Origin of the sequence: Pseudonocardia aurantiaca, assembly GCF_039526725.1 — a bacterium.
Lineage (GTDB): Bacteria > Actinomycetota > Actinomycetes > Mycobacteriales > Pseudonocardiaceae > Pseudonocardia > Pseudonocardia aurantiaca.
The window spans coordinates 189484-207024 of the sequence record NZ_BAAAJG010000001.1 but is presented as its reverse complement, the minus strand read 5'-3'; the positions used below and the strand labels follow the sequence as shown (position 1 = coordinate 207024).

17 protein-coding genes are annotated in these 17541 nt (G+C 71.8%); 12 read left to right on the top strand and 5 right to left on the bottom strand.

Going from position 1 to position 17541, the window contains the following annotated elements:
* The first annotated feature begins 76 nt into the window (after positions 1–76).
* Complete coding sequence (gene ahcY / locus ABD143_RS00900) at positions 77–1588, top strand: adenosylhomocysteinase (protein WP_343969682.1); 1512 nt, start codon at positions 77–79, stop codon at positions 1586–1588.
* Positions 1589–1677: 89 nt separating this feature from the next.
* On the opposite strand, the gene ABD143_RS00895 is transcribed toward ahcY, so the two are convergent.
* From ABD143_RS00895 to ABD143_RS00885, 3 genes are read right to left on the bottom strand one after another with little or no spacing between them, the layout of a single operon-like run.
* Positions 1678–2106, bottom strand: coding sequence for a hypothetical protein (locus ABD143_RS00895; protein WP_343969679.1), 429 nt, complete (start codon positions 2104–2106; stop codon positions 1678–1680).
* A 7-nt stretch (positions 2107–2113) separates the two neighbouring features.
* Complete coding sequence (locus ABD143_RS00890) at positions 2114–2947, bottom strand: heavy metal-binding domain-containing protein (protein ID WP_343969677.1); 834 nt, start codon at positions 2945–2947, stop codon at positions 2114–2116.
* A gap of 16 nt (positions 2948–2963) precedes the next feature.
* Positions 2964–3839, bottom strand: coding sequence for a heavy metal-binding domain-containing protein (locus ABD143_RS00885; RefSeq protein WP_343969675.1), 876 nt, complete (start codon positions 3837–3839; stop codon positions 2964–2966).
* 160 nt (positions 3840–3999) lie between these two features.
* Here ABD143_RS00885 and ABD143_RS00880 point away from each other — a divergent pair, with 160 nt between their 5' ends.
* From ABD143_RS00880 to secA, 10 genes are all read left to right on the top strand, one after another.
* The gene (locus ABD143_RS00880) at positions 4000–4452 is read left to right on the top strand and encodes an NUDIX hydrolase (RefSeq protein ID WP_343969672.1); all 453 of its coding nucleotides are present in this window, start codon (positions 4000–4002) and stop codon (positions 4450–4452) included.
* Positions 4453–4482: 30 nt separating this feature from the next.
* Positions 4483–5262: a methylenetetrahydrofolate reductase gene (locus ABD143_RS00875; protein ID WP_343969669.1), complete on the top strand. Its 780-nt coding sequence runs from the start codon at positions 4483–4485 to the stop codon at positions 5260–5262.
* Positions 5263–5338: 76 nt separating this feature from the next.
* Complete coding sequence (locus ABD143_RS00870) at positions 5339–5935, top strand: dihydrofolate reductase family protein (RefSeq protein WP_343969666.1); 597 nt, start codon at positions 5339–5341, stop codon at positions 5933–5935.
* A 34-nt stretch (positions 5936–5969) separates the two neighbouring features.
* Entirely contained in the window at positions 5970–6611 is a 642-nt protein-coding gene (locus ABD143_RS00865; protein ID WP_343969663.1) for a dTMP kinase, read from the top strand.
* Positions 6612–6704: 93 nt separating this feature from the next.
* Entirely contained in the window at positions 6705–7382 is a 678-nt protein-coding gene (gene mtrA / locus ABD143_RS00860) for an MtrAB system response regulator MtrA (RefSeq protein WP_343969658.1), read from the top strand.
* 22 nt (positions 7383–7404) lie between these two features.
* Complete coding sequence (gene mtrB / locus ABD143_RS00855) at positions 7405–9111, top strand: MtrAB system histidine kinase MtrB (protein WP_343969655.1); 1707 nt, start codon at positions 7405–7407, stop codon at positions 9109–9111.
* Positions 9108–10847 carry an LpqB family beta-propeller domain-containing protein gene (locus ABD143_RS00850; protein WP_343969652.1) on the top strand — a complete coding sequence of 580 codons (1740 nt, stop codon included), beginning with the start codon at positions 9108–9110 and terminating at the stop codon, positions 10845–10847. Before mtrB ends, ABD143_RS00850 begins: the two co-directional genes overlap by 4 nt.
* 88 nt (positions 10848–10935) lie before the next feature.
* Entirely contained in the window at positions 10936–11739 is an 804-nt protein-coding gene (locus tag ABD143_RS00845) for a ComF family protein (RefSeq protein WP_343969649.1), read from the top strand.
* 139 nt (positions 11740–11878) lie between these two features.
* Positions 11879–12550 (top strand): ribosome hibernation-promoting factor, HPF/YfiA family, encoded by a 672-nt coding sequence (gene hpf / locus ABD143_RS00840; protein ID WP_343969646.1) that lies wholly within the window; start codon positions 11879–11881, stop codon positions 12548–12550.
* A 161-nt stretch (positions 12551–12711) separates the two neighbouring features.
* Complete coding sequence (gene secA, locus ABD143_RS00835) at positions 12712–15711, top strand: preprotein translocase subunit SecA (protein ID WP_343969643.1); 3000 nt, start codon at positions 12712–12714, stop codon at positions 15709–15711.
* Positions 15712–15736: 25 nt separating this feature from the next.
* On the opposite strand, the gene ABD143_RS00830 is transcribed toward secA, so the two are convergent.
* Positions 15737–16219 (bottom strand): Rv3235 family protein, encoded by a 483-nt coding sequence (locus tag ABD143_RS00830; protein WP_343969641.1) that lies wholly within the window; start codon positions 16217–16219, stop codon positions 15737–15739.
* A 157-nt stretch (positions 16220–16376) separates the two neighbouring features.
* Between ABD143_RS00830 and ABD143_RS00825 the strand changes: the two genes are divergently transcribed.
* Positions 16377–17258: an HAD-IA family hydrolase gene (locus ABD143_RS00825; RefSeq protein WP_343969638.1), complete on the top strand. Its 882-nt coding sequence runs from the start codon at positions 16377–16379 to the stop codon at positions 17256–17258.
* Positions 17259–17268: 10 nt separating this feature from the next.
* Here the strand turns inward: ABD143_RS00825 and ABD143_RS00820 are convergent, their stop codons facing one another.
* Complete coding sequence (locus ABD143_RS00820) at positions 17269–17496, bottom strand: antitoxin (protein ID WP_343969635.1); 228 nt, start codon at positions 17494–17496, stop codon at positions 17269–17271.
* Between the last annotated feature and the right edge of the window lie 45 nt (positions 17497–17541).

Here is a 17541-nt window from a genome sequence, read left to right as displayed (position 1 = left end):
TCCCTCACCGTCCGTGGTTCCGGCAACCAGAAGCGTGGCCGCCCGGACGAGCTCATCAAGGAGGCGTTACCACCCCATGACCGCCACTGCCGACACCACGACCGGACCGAACGGTCGGCTGCAGACCCGAGGCGGCTTCGACTTCGCCGTCGCCGACCTGGACCTGGGCGAGTTCGGCCGCAAGGAGATCCGCCTCGCCGAGCACGAGATGCCCGGTCTCATGGAGCTGCGGCGCGAGTACGCCGAGGCCCGTCCCCTGCACGGCGCCCGCATCGCAGGCTCGCTGCACATGACCGTGCAGACCGCGGTGCTGATCGAGACGCTCGTCAGCCTCGGCGCCGAGGTGCGCTGGGTGAGCTGCAACATCTTCTCCACGCAGGACCACGCCGCTGCCGCCACCGTGATCGGCCCGAACGGCACGGCCGAGGAGCCCAAGGGTGTGCCGGTGTTCGCCTGGAAGGGCGAGACGCTGGAGGAGTACTGGTGGTGCACCGAGCAGCTGTTCAAGTTCACCGACGCTGACGGCAACGTCGTCGGCCCGAACATGATCCTCGACGACGGCGGTGACGCCACCCTGCTCGTGCACAAGGGCGTCGAGTACGAGAAGACCGGCGTCGTCCCGACCGTCGAGGACGAGGATCTGACGGTCTCCGACGAGTACCGGATCATCCTGGAGACGCTGCGCCGCTCGCTCGCCGAGGACCCGCAGCGCTGGACCACGGTGGCGTCCGACATCCGCGGCGTCACCGAGGAGACCACCACCGGCGTGCACCGGCTCTACCAGCTCGCCGAGCAGGGCATGCTGCTGTTCCCGGCGATCAACGTCAACGACTCGGTCACGAAGAGCAAGTTCGACAACAAGTACGGCATCCGCCACTCGCTGATCGACGGCATCAACCGGGCCACGGACGTGCTGATCGGCGGCAAGGTCGCCCTCGTCTGCGGTTTCGGCGACGTGGGCAAGGGCTCGGCCGAGGCGCTCTCCGGGCAGGGCGCCCGCGTGATCGTCACCGAGGTCGACCCGATCTGCGCGCTCCAGGCGCTGCTCGAGGGCTACCAGGTCGCGCGCCTCGAGGACGTGGTGGACAAGGCCGACGTCATCATCACCACCACGGGCAACAAGGACATCGTCAGCGCGGACCTGATGGCCCGCACGAAGCACCAGGCGATCATCGGCAACGTCGGCCACTTCGACAACGAGATCGACATGGCCGGCCTCGCCCGTTACCCGGGCATCCGCAAGCTCAACATCAAGCCGCAGGTCGACGAGTGGGTCTTCCCGGACGGCCACTCGATCATCGTGCTGTCGGAGGGCCGCCTGATGAACCTGGGCAACGCCACCGGGCACCCGTCGTTCGTGATGTCGAACAGCTTCTCCAACCAGGTGATCGCCCAGATCGAGCTGTTCACCAAGTTCGAGGAGTACAACAAGGACGTCTACCGGCTGCCGAAGGTCCTGGACGAGAAGGTCGCCAAGATCCACGTGCAGGCGCTGGGCGGGGAGCTGACCAAGCTCACCAAGGACCAGGCCGAGTACATCGGTGTGGACGTCGAGGGCCCGTTCAAGCCCGAGCACTACCGGTACTGAGTCGCTGACCGGCCCGCCGCCCGTGCACCGCCGCGGGCGGCGGAGCCTGCATTGCGGAGTCTGCATTGCGGAGCCTGCATGCAGGGCGGTCAGACGCCGCCAGCGAGCAATCGCTCCAGCGCGGCACGGGCGGTGGCGTGGCGGGCAGCGACCCGGGTGAGGTCCTCGGCGAGGGCCTGCAGCCACTGCTCCAGGCCGACGGTGCGGCGGCTGATCACGACGTCCCGCACGACGCGGCGCACCTCCGCCTCGACGTCACCGTGCGCGCCCTCGCGCAGCGCCAGCTGTCGGTCGTCGCCGTGCACCACAACCGCCACCGGGCGCCCGCCCCGCCCGGCCATCCGGTCGGCCAGCCCACGGCGGTACTCCACCTCGACCATCCCGCTCGGGAGCGCGCCCGCGAGCGCCCCGGAGAGCAGCCTCGCGTAGGAGGCGACGTCGGTACGGTCGGAGCGCAGCGTGGTGGCGAGCAGCTGTATGTCGCCCAGCGGTCCGAGGCCGCTCGGTTCGACGGTCATCGCGCGCTCACCGATCCGTGAGTGGCAGCACGAGTTGTGGGGTCGGGATGCGGTGGTCGGGGCGCAGCGGCCGCACGGCGGTGCCGATGGCGAAGAACTCTGTGGTGTGCCCGCCCCACCGGTGCCCGTGCGAGCGGAGCTGCACCCCGACGATCCCCTCGGCGTGTAGCTGCTCGGCCTCCGCCTGCATGCGGCTCATCGCTAGTTCGCGGGCGTCGTAGAGCGCCTCCGTGAACTGCAGCAGCTCGACGTTCTGCCCGACGTTGCCCATCGCCTGCCAGAACCGCTGGTGGGCGATGTGGTAGACGCACGTGCCCATCACCATGCCCAGCGGCGCGTATCCGGCCTGCACGAGCGTCCAGAAGTCCTGTCCGGACAGGTCGGACGTGAAGGGCTGGCCGTGGTTGTTGCGCCACGACATCCCCTCCGGCGTCCGTGGCGCGTCGGCCTTCACCGCGGTGCCGACGGCGATGAACTCGGCGAGGTCGTTCCCGAACTCCTTGAACTCGATCTCCAGCCGGACCCCGACGATCCCGTCGGCGCCCAGCTGGTCGGCCTCTGCCTCCATGCGGGTCATGGCGAGCTCACGAGCGTGGTACATCGCCTGTGACAGCGTGGTGAGCTCCTGGTTCTGGCTCCACCGCCCCATCTGGAAGCCGATGTGGTAGACGCTCGATCCGAGTACCAGCCCCAGCGGCCGGAACCCGGCCTCCCGCACGAGCAGGAACTCGTTCACCGACAAATCTGAGGTGAACAGGCTGGTTGCCTGGCCGGGGCGCATCTCGGCGAGGCGGCGCATCGCGTCCTCGGGGACGTGCATCTCTGTCGGGTCGGCGGTCACGGGTTCTCCAAGCTGGTCAGCGCAGTGGTAGGAACGTCAACGTCCGCGTCGGTGCCGCGGCGCCGGTGTGGAAGCGCAACAGGGCAGTGCCGAAGACGACCGCCTCGGCGATGTGGTCGCGGTGGTTGTCGCTCGGCTCGATCTCCCACGCCTGCAGGTCCATCGACGACACGATCGCGCCGTCGGCACCGGACTCGTGCACCTGCTTGCCGAAGCGTCGCCGGGCATCGGCGCGGGTGTGGGTGATCAGCTCGGTGTAGCCGGAGACCTCGGTGTTGCCCGCACCCCATGACGACTCCCGGCGGGTCTGCCAGTCGTCGTGCCGGATGGCCACCGAGATGCCGTAGACGAGGTCGGTCGGCATCCACCCGGCCACCACGAGTTTCGCGACGTCCTGCCCGGGCAGGTGAGTGCTGAACACGCGGCGCGGCCTCGTGCCGCCCGGCGCCCGCACGGCGGTGCCCAGCGCGGTGAACTCCCGCGCGCCCGCGTCGAGGTGGGACATCGTGAGGTCGACCCCGACGACACCGTCGGCGCCGATCACCGCGGCCTCCTGCGTCATCCGGCTCATGGCCGTGCCGTAGCCGCGGTGGAGTGCGTCGACGTAGGGAGCGAAGCCCGCGAAACGCGTCGGAGCTGACGAAGTGATCGTCGGAGCGGCCCAGAGCGCGTAGCCCCCGTAGCTGCCGTAGATGCCGCAGCCGCCGTACCCGGTCCAGCCGATCTGCTGGACGATCGAGCCCATCACCTCGCCGACGGGCTCGAACCCGGCCACCCGGAGACCGGCCGCCGCCGGTGCCGAGAGCAGGGACGTCCACGGCCCGCCCGCTGCCGCCCGGCGCGCCCGTGCTGCAGCCACCGGCGGCAGTCCCTGCCCGTCCCACTCGGTCACTTCGCTCCTCCGCGCTCCTCCCCCCTTTCGACGTTAACCCTCGCGAACGAGCGCGGTGTGCGACAGAACCGCACGTCAGGCACAGTTCGGGCAACCGGGATCATTCGACGGCCCCGCGGATCCGCGGGATCTTCCCCTGATGCGGCATTACTGTGGCGGAGTGGTTGTTCACCGTGGTGACGGCGACGGCTGGACGCGGTGCGCGCTCGGCCACCGCCATTGGGGCCTCTTCGGCGCGGCCGGCCTGCTGCTGCGCCACGGCGACTTGGTGCTCCTGCAGCACCGCGCGGTCTGGAGCCACTACGGCGGCACCTGGGGGCTGCTCGGCGGGGCCCGCAACCGCGGCGAAACGGCCGAGGAGGCCGCCCAGCGCGAGGCCGGGGAGGAGGCCGGGGTCGCGCCCGGCTCGTACACCGTCACCGGCTCGTACGTCGACGACCACGGCGGCTGGTCCTACACCACCGTCGTCGCGCAGGCGGCCAAGGCCGAGCTGCCCACCGGCCTGACGGGGGAGACGCTGGAGGTGCGCTGGGTCCCGGCGGACGACCTCGATAACTTGCCCCTGCACCCGGGCTTCGCGGCGACGTGGAGCACGGTCCGCGCCATCGCATGACCACGACGAAGAACGGACCAGACGGTTACCGTGACGGACTTCCGCCTCATCTGCGAGATCGAGCCGCCCACACGTCCTGACCTGCGCCACGTCCGCCACCAGATCGGGGTGCTTACCCCGGTGGCCGAATCGTTCCTCATCCCCGACAACCACATCGGCCGGGCCACCGTCTCCAGCATCGCGGTGGCCCACGAGGTGGAGGCGATGGGCGGCCGGAGCGTCGCCTGCGTGAACTCGCGCGACCGCAACCTGCTCGGGTTCCGGCGCGACCTGCTCACGGCCGCCGCGTACGGCGTGGACCAGTTCCTCTTCGTCCACGGCGACAAGCCCACCGCGGGCGACCGCACGAGCGAGCTGACCGTCCGCGCGATGATCGACGAGGCGCGCGCGGCCACCGACCGGCCCGAGTTCGCCGGCACCGGGCCGTTCCGCGTGGGCGTAACGGCCTCGCCGCACCGGCCGCTCCCGCGCTGGAAGTCGGCGGCTGACTTCGTGTTCGTGCAGGTCAGCTACTCGATGGAGGCGCTGCTGCGGTGGCGCGAGGCGAACCCGGTCGCTCTGCCCGTCCACGCGGGGGTGATGGTGCTCGCCAGCGCCCGGATGGCCGAGCGGCTGCGGGCGACGATCCCGGACATCGAGATCCCGGACGCGCTGGTCGAGCGGGTGCGAGCTGATCCGGAGGCCGGTGTCGACGCCGCCTGCGCACAGATCGAGGCGGTCCGCCGCAGTGGCGCGTTCGCGGGGGTGCACCTGATTCCGGTGAGCAGGTACCGGCAGGTCGCAGCGCGCCTGGAGCGCAGTATCGCCTGACAGGCGTTTGCGTGGCCGTCGATGAGTTCCGGACCGCCGGGCGGTCTGCACGCCAGGAGACTGGAAGGAGCCTGACGTGGGCAACGTGGTCGTGGAGATGAGCCCGTCCGTCGACGGGTACGTGGCAGGCACTGGCGTGAGCGTCGAGCGGCCGTTCGGCAACGCGGGCGTGCGTCTGCACCGCTGGCTCGGGTTCGACGGCGAGACCCCGACGGAAGCGGACCGTGCCGCCGCCGAGCGGGTGTTCACAGGCGCGGGCGCAGTCGTCATCGGCAGGCGCATGTTCGACGTCGGCATCGGCCTGTGGGGTGCGGACGGCGCATTCGGCATGCCGGTCTTCGTGGTGACCAGCCGCCCGGCCGACGTGCTGGTCAAGGGCCCGACGACATTCACGTTCGTCACCGAAGGCACCGGCCGCGCCGTCGAGCTGGCGAGGGAGACGGCGGGCGAGTTGGACGTCGTGGTGAACGGCGGCGCCGACGTCGTGCAGCAGTGCCTCGCGGCCGGGTTGGTCGACGAGATCCGGCTGCACGTGGTGCCGGTGCTCCTCGGGAGCGGAACGCGGCTGTTCGAGCGCCCGGTCGGCGAGCAGTTCGAGCTGGAGCAGACCGCTGCGACGGCCACGCCGCTCGCCACCCATCTGAGCTACCGGGTCGCGGAGGGCAAGGCATGAGGTGCCGTCAGGTGGAGGCCTAAGCTCCCGGGCCGTGGGGCGCATGGTCGCGATCGAAGGGCTGGACGGCGCGGGCAAGCGCACGCTGTCCGACGCGCTGTGCGCGGCCCTCGCCGAGGCCGGCGCGTCGGTCGCCCGGTTCGCGTTCCCCCGCTACGGCGCCGACGTGCACGCGGAGCTGGCGCGCGAGGCGCTCTACGGGCGGCTGGGCGACCTTTCCGGGTCGGTGCACGGCATGGCGCTGCTCTTCGCGCTGGACCGCCGGGCCGCGGCCGCGGACCTCCGGGCGGCGACGGCGGCGCACGACGTGGTGCTGGTGGACCGGTACATCGCCTCGAACGCCGCATACGGGGCCGCGCGCAGGCACGAGGACGTCGGCGGGGAGTTCGTGGGGTGGACCCGCGAGCTCGAGGTGGAGCGCTTCGGCATCCCGGTGCCCGACCACCAGCTCCTGGTAGCCGTGCCCCGCGCAGTCGCCGCCGCGCGGGCCGTGCACCGGGAGCGGACGGAGGCGGGCCGCGCCCGCGACGCGTTCGAGGCCGACTCGGGCCTGCAGGAGCGCACCGGTGCGGTCTACGCGCAGCTCGCGGCCGCGTCCTGGCTGTCGCCGTGGAGCGTGGTGGACGGCACGGACGCCGTCGACGCCGGTGCGCTCGCGGCAAGGTTGCGCGGGTAGACGAGGCTATCGACCACCCTTATCCGCGCGCGCAGATAAGGCGAACCAACGGGTCCGAGGCGCACGGAAGGTCAGCAGTGGGATGCTGCGCGCATGAAGTCGCGCGTTCTGGTGGTCGACGACGACCCGGCGTTGGCCGAGATGCTGACGATCGTGCTGCGGGGTGAGGGGTTCGACACCGCAGTCGTGGCCGACGGCACCCGGGCGCTGCCCGCCGTCCGCGAGCTGCGGCCCGACGTCGTCCTGCTGGATCTGATGCTCCCCGGCATGAACGGCATCGACGTCTGCCGGGCCATCCGCTCCGAGTCGGGTGTGCCGATCGTGATGCTCACGGCCAAGAGCGACACCGTCGACATCGTGCTCGGGCTCGAGTCGGGCGCCGACGACTACGTGGTGAAGCCGTTCAAGCCGAAGGAGCTCATCGCCCGCATCCGGGCCCGGGTCCGCCGCACGGAGGCCGAGCCTGCCGAGCAGCTCTCGATCGGCGACGTCACGATCGACGTGCCCGCGCACCAGGTGGAACGGGGCGGGGAGCAGATCGCGCTCACGCCGCTCGAGTTCGACCTGCTCGTCGCGCTGGCCCGCAAGCCCCGGCAGGTGTTCACCCGCGAGGTGCTGCTGGAGCAGGTGTGGGGCTACCGGCACGCGGCCGACACCCGGCTCGTGAACGTCCACGTGCAGCGCCTGCGGTCCAAGGTGGAGCGCGACCCCGAGCACCCCGAGGTGGTGCTGACAGTGCGCGGCGTGGGGTACAAGGCCGGCCCGCCGTGATCTCCCGGATGTGTTGCCCGCCATGACCGTGTTCCCGCTGGCGGAGCACGCGCGCCGCGGCGTCGCGCAGGTCCGCCAGCTCACCGTCGAGCTCGTGGACGCGTTCAACGCGGTCTGGCGGCGCTCGCTGCAGCTGCGGGTCGTGATCAGTACGCTCGCGCTCTCGACGACCGTCATCGTGGTTCTCGGCCTCGTGCTGCAGACGCAGATCGCGTCGCGGGTGGTGGAGGGCAAGGAGACCGACGCGCTGCTTCGCACCGAGGCGGGTGCGGTGCTCCTCGAGCGCGACCTGTCCGGCGTCGACCCGGACCGCGAAGGTGCCCAGGGCGAGATCAACAACGCCCTCGACCGGCTCACCAACGCCAGCGCTGCCGCCGACCAGTCGGGGACGTCGGCCGGTGAGTTCCGCGCCGTGCTCACCACGAGCCGTGACAACACCGGAGCCCAGGTGTCGGCAGGGCCCGTGGAGGACGTGGCATCCGACCTTCGGGACACGGTCGCCCAGGGCACGCTCTCCCGGAAGTACGTCACGCTGACGGAGCAGGGCGTCGAGGTGCCCACACTGATCGTCGGGCAGCCGGTGCGCACCGCCAACGGCGAGCTGGAGTTCTACCTGCTCTTCCCGCTCACAGCCGAGCAGCGCACGCTCGGGCTGGTGCAGAGCACGCTGATCGTCGGCGGGCTCGTGCTGCTGTTGCTGCTCGCCGGCATCGCGGGCATCGTGACGCGGCAGGTGGTGCGGCCGGTCCGGCAGGCGGCCGAGATCGCGGAGCGGTTCGCCGACGGCCACCTCGACGAGCGGATGCCTGTGCAGGGCGAGGACGAGGTGGCGCGCCTCGGGGAGTCCTACAACGAGATGGCCACCAGCATCCAGAGCCAGATCCGCCAGCTCGAGGAGTTCGGTGCGCTGCAGCGCCGGTTCACCTCGGACGTGAGCCACGAGCTGCGCACCCCGCTCACCACCGTGCGGATGGCGGCGGACGTGCTGCACGCCTCGCGCGAGGAGATGCTGCCCGCGCTGCGGCGCAGCTCCGAGCTGCTCGTCACCGAGCTCGACCGGTTCGAGGCGCTGCTCGGTGACCTGCTGGAGATCAGCAGGCTGGACGCGGGTGTGGCCGAGCTGGGTGCCGAGCGCGTCGACGTGCACGGGGTGGTCGTGCGGGCCATCGAGGCCGTGCGCGGGTTCGCCGACGAGACCGGCACCCCGCTCGTGCTGGACCTCCCGACCGGTGTCTACGCCGAGGTCGACCCGCGGCGGGTCGAGCGGATCGTCCGCAACCTCGTGGCCAACGCCATCGACCACGGCGAGGGGCGCCCGGTCCAGGTGGTGCTCGGGCAGGACGAGCGGACCGTCGCGGTACTGGTCCGTGACCACGGCGTCGGGCTCCGACCGGGGGAGGCGGCGCTGGTCTTCAACCGGTTCTGGCGGGCGGAGGAGTCGCGCGCGCGGCGCAGCGGCGGCAGCGGGCTGGGGCTCTCGATCGCCATCGAGGACGCCCGGCTGCACGGCGGCTGGCTGCAGGCGTGGGGCGAGATCGGGAAGGGCGCCGCGTTCCGGCTGACGCTGCCCCGGTTCGTCGGCGGGCTCGTCGAGTCGAGCCCGCTCCGGCTCGGCCCCGAGGAGCGACCGGCGCCCGCCCCGGGGTCCGCAGGCTCGGTGCCCACGCCGCCCGTCGGGTGGCCCATGGTGACCGTTCCGCCCACCGGCACTTCGGGAGCCGGGCGGTGAACGCACGCCGCTGGGTGTCGGCGCTCGCGCTGCTCCTCGCGACGGTGGGCGTGGCGGGATGCGCGAACGTCCCGCTGAGCTCGCCCGTGCAGGTACTGCGTCAGGTCAGCGAGGGCGACGGCGCGCCGCTCCCGCCGGGCCCGGTGGACGGCAGCAACCCGCTCGACCTCGTCCGGGACTTCGTCTTCGCCTCCGGCAGCAGCACCGAGAAGCACGGCGCCGCGCGACGGTTCCTCGCGGCGCAGGCCGCTGCGTGGGACGACGCCGCGAACCTGACCGTGCTCGACGGGCAGTTCGACACCGTGCCCGCTCCCGGCGCGCAGGACCCGAACACCGGCGTGACGACGATCCGCATCCGCGGCACCGCGATCGGGCGCGTCACCTCGTCGGGCTCGTTCGAGCCGGGCCAGTCGGTCTTCCAGCAGGACGTCACGGTGCAGCGCAGCGACGGCCAGTGGCGGATCTCGAGCCTCCCGGCCGGGGTGGTGCTCCCGATGTCGATCTTCCGGGACAACTACCGGTCGGTGCGCATCTGGTTCGTGGATCCGGTGCGCAGGCTCGTCGTCGCCGACCTGCGGTACGTGCCGAGCGTGCCGGCCAGGGCGCAGGCTGCGCGCGTGGTGGAGCTGCTCCTGGCCGGCCCATCGGGGGCGCTCCTGGGCGCGGCGGTCTCGCAGCTCCCGCCGGGCGCGCAGCTGCGCTCGAACGTCACGTTCAGCACCGACGGTGCGGTGATCGTCGACCTCACGCGGCTCGGCGACCTCGACGAGCAGTCCCGCTCGCTGCTGGCCGCGCAGGTCGTGCTCTCCCTGGCAGAGGTCAACGTCTCCCGGGTGCGGCTGCTGGCCGACGGCGAGCCGCTGCTCGCCGGCAGGCCGGATCTCACACGCGAGGACTTCTCCTCCCTCTACGCGGAGATGCAGGCGGGCGCCGACGTGCCGGGGCTGGTCGTCGCCGGCGGCCATGTGCGCCAGCTCACCGGTGCCGAGCCCGGCTCGGCGCTGCCCGGCCCGATGGGGAACGGCGCGTTCGACGTGGAGTCGGCGGCGTCCACCGGGGACGGGCATCGGATCGCGGCCGTCACGTGGCAGGGCGGCCAGCGGCGGCTGCTGATCAGCGGCGGCGGCGGGGAGGGCGGCGTCGAGGCGGCACCGCTCGCGGCGGACAGCATGAGCAGGCCCTCGTGGACGCCCACGGGCACCGAGGTGTGGACCGTCCTCGACTCCTCGGTCGTCGCACGGGTGCTCGTCGACGGCGCCGGATCCGCGCGCACCGCCCAGGTGAACGCCGACGAGCTGGCTGCGCTCGGCCCGATCGCCGACCTGCGCCTGTCCCGCGACGGCATGCGGGTGGCCGCTGTCGTCGGCGGGTCGCTCTACACGGGCGCGGTGGCCCGCAGCATCGACGGCGAGGTCGCGATCCGGAACATCCGCAGGCTGCGCCCGGCCGAACTCGGTGAGGTCGTTGCGGCGGACTGGCGGTCGGCGGAGTCCATCGTCGCGATCACCCGCGGGCCTGACCTGCTGGTCGGTCAGGTGTCGGTCGACGGGCTGGTCGTGGCCCAGGTACTCGGCAACAACCTCACCCCCCCGCTCACCGCGATAGCCGTGGCTGCCAACCGGCCACTCCTCGTCACCGACCAGTCGGGCGTCTGGAGTTTCGCGGGAGGCGACCAAGCCGCCTGGCGCCAGGTGATCGGCGGCGCGCCCGACGGGGTGCCGTTCTATCCCGGCTGACCCGGCGAAGCCGGGCGGCGGTCAAGGGGTGTGGACAGCTTGCCTCTCGCTCACCCGCCCGGTGTCTGCGGGCGGGCACGCTGGACGGGTGGGGTTCCGGGAGCTCTTGGCCGCGCTCGTCGATCTCGTGCTGCCCGCGGAGTGCGCGGCGTGCGGCGCCCCGTCCCCGCCGTGGTGCGCGGCCTGCCGTACGCGGCTCGGGCCGTCGTCCACGCCATGGCTTCCGGGCGGGCCGGAGGTGCTGGCGGTCGGGCGCTACACGGGCCCGCTGCGATCCGCGCTGCTGCGCTACAAGGAACGTGGCAGGCGCGACCTCGCCGCACCGCTCGCGACCCTGCTCGCGGTGGCGCTCGACGGGCTGGTGCCGCCGCCGGCGGGCGGGGCCGCAGCCGACGTCCGGCTGGTGCCGGCCCCGTCCCGGCGCGCCGCGGCGCGCGCCCGCGGTGGCGACCACGTGCTCAGGCTGTGCCGCCTGCTGGCCGCCGCCCGTCCCGATGTGCGGGTCGCTCGCCCCCTGTCGCTCGCCGGCGGGGTGCGCGACTCCGTCGGCCTCGACGCCGGGCAGCGGGCCGCGAACCTCGCGGGCCGGATGCGAGTGCGGCGGGAGCGGCTACCGCCGGAGGGCGCCGTCGTGGTGCTCGTCGACGACGTGATCACAACCGGCGCGACCCTCGCCGCCTGCCGGAACGCGCTGGCCGCCGCCGGCGTGGCGGCGTACGGGGCGCTGGTGCTGTGCGATGCGACCAAGGCACCGATACGTGCCCCGGCACAAGGTCACGATCATGAACAGGACGCGGAACCGTACCCGCAAATGGGTGTCGGCGGGGACGCCGTTCATCGTTTTCACCCAGCCAGGGGGGCATCTGTTCCCGGGACTGTTGCCGAACCGTGATGCGCGTTACCGTTCACCGCATCCGCCGACGCCCCCTATCAGGAGGATCCACCGATCGAGCGCTCGGGGATGGGACCTGCTGTCCCCGCCGCCGTCTGCGAACGCCAACAACCCGACGCCGAAAGCGAGGGAAGTCTGCGTGGAGATCGTTGTCACCGGCCGGAACGTGGAAGTGCCTGAACACTTCCGGGTCCATGTCGCCGAGAAGCTCGCCCGTCTCGAGAGGTACGACCACAAGATCGTCGGCATGGAGGTCGAGCTCTTCCATGAGCCGAACAGACGCCAACTCAAGAGCTGTCAGCGGGTCGAGATCACGGGTAGGGGGTGCGGACCGATCGCGAGAGCGGAGGCCTGCGCACAGGACTTCTACGCAGCGCTGGACGCGGCTGTGGCCAAGCTGGAGGCGCGGTTGCGCCGATCGCACGACCGCCGCCGGGTCAACGGCAAGCGGACGCGTGAGCTGGTGGGCCGCGGCGTCGCCGGCGGCGGCGTCGCCGTGCTCGATGAACTGCCTTCTGTCAGCGACGACGAGACCGACGACCAGACGGCCGACGAGACCGTCGACGAGACCGTCGACGTCCCCGGTCCGCGCGGCCACGACGAGTACCTCCCGCCCGACGAGCAGGCGCCCGGACGGATCGTCCGGCGCAAGGTGCACACGGCCGCCCCGATGAGCGTCGACGACGCGTTGTCGCGCATGGAGCTGGTCGGTCACGACTTCTACCTCTTCGCCGACGCCGACTCGGGCCGTCCCTGCGTCGTGTATCGGCGCAAGGGTTACGACTACGGAATGATCCGGCTCGAGGCCTGACTCCCGTTTCGCCTGGAAGGGTGGCATGCGCTCGGTATCCGGAACGTGTGCCGCCCTTCCGGCGTTGTTAAGGAGGCGGCCCATAGCTTCGCTACCCTGGGCCGGGCAGCTCCGCGCGTGCGCGGGCTGCGTCCTGACCGCGAGGTGAATGAGGTCCATCCGTGCCGCTCCTGAACCGTCTGCTCCGCGCCGGCGAGACCAAGCTGGTGAAGCGGCTGGCGCGTGACGCCAAGGACATCGACGCGCTCGAGCCGGAGATGCAGGCCCTCGCCGACGAGGAGCTGAGGGCCAAGACCGAGGAGTTCCGTGAGCGCTACGAGGCCGGCGAGTCGCTCGACGTCCTGATGTTCGAGGCGTTCGCCGTGGTCCGCGAGGCGGCCGTGCGTACCCTCGGTCAGCGGGCCTTCCCCGTGCAGCTCATGGGTGGGATGGCGCTGCACCTGGGCAACATCGCCGAGATGAAGACCGGTGAGGGCAAGACGCTCACGTCCGTGTTCCCCGCCTACCTCAACGCCCTCTCCGGCGACGGCGTGCACGTGGTCACCACCAACGACTACCTGGCCCGCCGCGACTCGGAGAACATGGGCCGCATCCACCGTTTCCTCGGCCTGAAGGTCGGGGTGATCCTCTCGGAGATGCCGCCCGCGGTGCGCCGCGAGCAGTACGCCGCCGACATCACCTACGGAACGAACAACGAGTTCGGCTTCGACTACCTGCGCGACAACATGGCCTGGAAGGCCGCCGACATGGTGCAGCGCGGGCACAACTTCGCGATCGTCGACGAGGCCGACTCCATCCTCATCGATGAGGCGCGCACGCCGCTGATCATCTCTGGCCCGGCGGAGCAGAGCGCCCGCTGGTACCAGGAGTTCGCGCGCATGGCGCCGATGCTCGAGAAGGACCTCCACTACGAGGTCGACGAGCGCAAGCGCACGGTCGGCGTCACCGAGGAGGGCGTCGCGTTGGTCGAGGACCAGCTCGGCATCGACAACCTCTATGAGGCGGTCAACACCCCGCTCGTCGGCTATCTGAACAACGCGCTCAAGGCCAAGGAGCTGTTCAAGAAGGACAAGGACTACATCGTCCGCAGCGACGAGGTCCTGATCGTCGACGAGTTCACCGGCCGCGTGCTGGCCGGGCGCCGCTACAACGAGGGCATGCACCAGGCCATCGAGGCCAAGGAGGGTGTGGAGGTCAAGGCCGAGAACCAGACCCTGGCCACCATCACGCTGCAGAACTACTTCCGCCTCTACAACACGCTCTCGGGCATGACCGGTACCGCCCAGACTGAGGCGGCCGAGCTGCACCAGATCTACAAGCTGGGTGTGGTGTCGATCCCCACCAACCGGCCGATGCAGCGGGTGGACCAGCCGGACCTGATCTACAAGACCGAGGAGGCGAAGTTCGCGGCCGTGGCCGGCGACATCGCCGAGAAGCACCGCAAGGGCCAGCCCGTGCTGGTGGGCACCACGAGCGTCGAGAAGTCGGAGTACCTGTCCAAGCTGCTCGTGCAGCTGCAGGTGCCGCACGAGGTGCTCAACGCGAAGCACCACGAGCGCGAGGCCGCGATCATCGCCCAGGCGGGTCACGCCGGCGCGGTCACGGTGGCCACCAACATGGCCGGTCGCGGTACCGACATCATGCTCGGCGGCAACACCGAGTTCCTCGCCGACCTGGAGCTGCGTCGCCGCGGCCTCGACCCGGTGGAGCGGCGCGAGGAGTACGAGGCCGCGTGGGACGGGGTCGTCGCCGCGATGCGCGAGCAGGTCGCCGCGGAGGCCGAGGAGGTCAAGAACGCGGGCGGGCTCTACGTGCTCGGCACCGAGCGCCACGAGTCGCGACGCATCGACAACCAGCTGCGCGGCCGGTCGGGCCGCCAGGGCGACGAGGGCGAGTCGCGGTTCTACCTGTCCCTCGGCGACGAGCTCATGCGCCGGTTCAACGGCCAGGTCGTCGAGTCGATCATGAACCGCTTCAACCTGCCGGACGACGTGCCGATCGAGGCGGGCATGGTCACCAAGGCCATCCGCAGCGCGCAGACGCAGGTCGAGCAGCAGAACTTCGAGATCCGCAAGAACGTCCTCAAGTACGACGAGGTGCTCAACAAGCAGCGCACCGTCATCTACGACGAGCGCCGCCGCGTCCTCGCTGGTGAGGACATCGAGGAACAGATCGCGCACATGCTCGAGGACGTCACCCGCGCCTACGTCGAGGGCGCCACCGCGGAGGGCTACTCCGAGGACTGGGACCTCGAGCAGCTCTGGACGGCGCTGCGCTCCATCTACCCGGTCGGGATCAGCTGGGAGGAGCTCGCCGAGGACGAGCACGGCGACTTCACCAAGGACTCGCTCGCCGAGGCGATCCTGGCCGACGCGAAGGAGGCGTACGCCCGCCGTGAGGCCGAGGTCGACGCCCTGATCGCCCCGCTCGGGGGCATGCGGGAGCTGGAGCGGCAGGTGTTGCTCACGGTGATCGACCGCAAGTGGCGCGAGCACCTCTACGAGATGGACTACCTCAAGGACGGCATCGGCCTGCGGGCGATGGCCCAGCGCGACCCGCTGATCGAGTACCAGCGCGAGGGCTTCGACATGTTCAAGGCGATGTCGGAGGGCATCAAGGAGGAGACGGTCGGCTACCTGTTCAACGCCGCCGTGCAGGCCGCGCCGCAGCCCGAGGAGGCCGCGCAGCAGGGAGCGGTCCAGCAGGGAGCGGTCCAGCAGGCAGCGGTCCAGCAGGCAGCGGTTCAGCAGGCAGCGGGTCAGCAGGGAGGGGTCCAGCAGGGCGCCCCGCAGCCGGTGGCCGCAGGCCGGCAGGCGCCCGCCCCGCAGCAGACCGGTCCTCAGCGCGGCCGTCCGGTCCAGCAGCGTCCGCTGGGCGGTCCGGCGCCCGTGCCGGTCGACGCCGAGGCCACCACTGAGGTCCTCCCGTCGGCGTTCCGCGGCACCCGTCCCACGGACCTGCGCTACAGCGGCCCGGCGGAGGACGGCACGGCCACCCGCACGCGCTCGTCGGGCAACGGCGGCGCGCCTCGCGGCGAGGGCAGCCGCGGTGAGGCCACGGTGAGCGGCGCCGCGCAGCCGTCGCGCAACCGGCCGTGCCCGTGCGGGTCGGGGCGCAAGTACAAGCAGTGCCACGGCTCGCCCACCGCGGCCCGTCCCTGACCCACAAGCCCTGACGCACTTCTGCTCAGCCGATCCGGATGGCGGTGCACCGCCATCCGGTGGCGCTGTGCTCGAACCGGGCGGCGAGCGCGTGCACGCGCCCGTCCATGTGGCAGGGCAGGGCCGTCTCGGCCACCCCGGAGCGGGGCATGCACAGCAGCATGCGGCCGGGGCGCGCCGGCGAGCGGGGCCGCCGCCGCATGACCGCCACCTGCCAGCAGCGCAGCGGCGCGGGCGCGAAGCAGCCGGCGAGCTGGGCGGCCGGGCGGCGCCGGTCCAGCACCTCCAACGCGGTCAGCAGGATCCGCAGGATCTCGTGGTGTGCTTCGCTCCGCTCGCGGGCACCGGGCACGAGTGCCGGTGGCCCGAAGTTCGTGTGCTGCCCGGTGGGTAGCGAATCGGTCGGCTCCGCGCCGGGTTCCGGCTCGTAGCTCACCCGCCGCAACCGCGGGCGGGGCGCGCGCTCCGGGGCGCGTTGGGGGGCGGGGTGCGGGGCCGTGATCGTCATGTACCGACCGTGCGATGCGGGCGCCCGTGCTGGGGCCACGACGAAAACGGTCGCCGCCATCCCGTACGGCCTCGTACGGTTCAGCCTGTTCGTGCCGATTCCGGGTTAATGTCCGGAACGGGCACCGGCGTCGCGGGCTCTCGCCTACGGTGCTGCCATGACCCACCCGGCCCACCTGCACCTGGTCGAACCCGGGTTCCCGGCTCTGGAGCGGCTGCTCGTCCTGGCGGGCCGGGAGGTGCAGCGGGCCACCGAGCGCGCCGCCGCCGTCGAGGGGCTCGGTGCGACCGCCGTGCGCATCCTCGCCGCCGTGGTGGACCGTGGCGCGGTCTCGCAGCGGGACCTCGCCGCGCATGTCGGCGTCAGCCCCGCCACGCTGACACCGGTGATGGACCGGCTCGAGGCGATGGGCGCGTTGAGGCGGGAGCGCGACGGCACTGACCGGCGCGTGGTGTGCGCGACGATCACCCCTCGGGGGCGGGCGCTCCTGCGCGCGGCGTCCGCCGCGGTGGCGGCTGACGTGCGGGACCGGCTGCCCGAACCCGGACCCGAGGCAGCGCGAGCCGTCCCGGAGTACCTGCTGGCCGTCATCCGGGCGTTCGGCGAGGAGGGCGCTCCTCAGGCCCCGGCGAACGGCGGGCGGAGTAGCGTCCCGCCGGTGCCGCTGCGTGGGTTGCTGATGGACTACGCCGGGGTGATCACCGAGGGGCCTGAGGTGCTGGACGCGGTCCGGCGCGCCGCCGGGGCCGGGGTCGCCACCGCGCTCGTGTCCGACTCGCCCTCCGTCCCGGACGAGTGCCGGGCGGTGTTCGACCTCGTGGTGCTCGGGCCGGCGCTCGGCGTGCGCAAGCCGGACCCGGAGATCTACCGGCGGGTCGCGGAGCGGCTCGGGGTGCCGGTGGCGGAGTGTGTCGTCGTGGACGACGCCGACCGCAACGTGCGCGGCGCCCGGCTGGCGGGCGCGGTCGTCGTGCGCCACCGCACGATCGACGGCACCGTCTCCGAGTTGGAGGTCCTGCTCGACCTGCCTACCGCCTGATCAGCTCTGATCAGTCCCGGCGGGCGTCGGTCTCGGTGTTCTTGTTGTCGTCGGCGTCCCCGCCGCCGAGCGTCTCCGTCGTGTCGCCCTCGCCGGTCATCCCCTGCAGCCGGTCGACACCCTGGTCGATCTGCTCGTCGTGCCCGGCGAACCGGCCCTTGGCCGCCTCACCTGCCTTGTCGAGTCCCTGATCGACCTTGTCGTCATGCTGGTTCAGCGCTTGCTTGATTTTGTCCATGAAACCCATGTCATCGGAGTCCCCGGTCCCGCGCGCCTCACACCA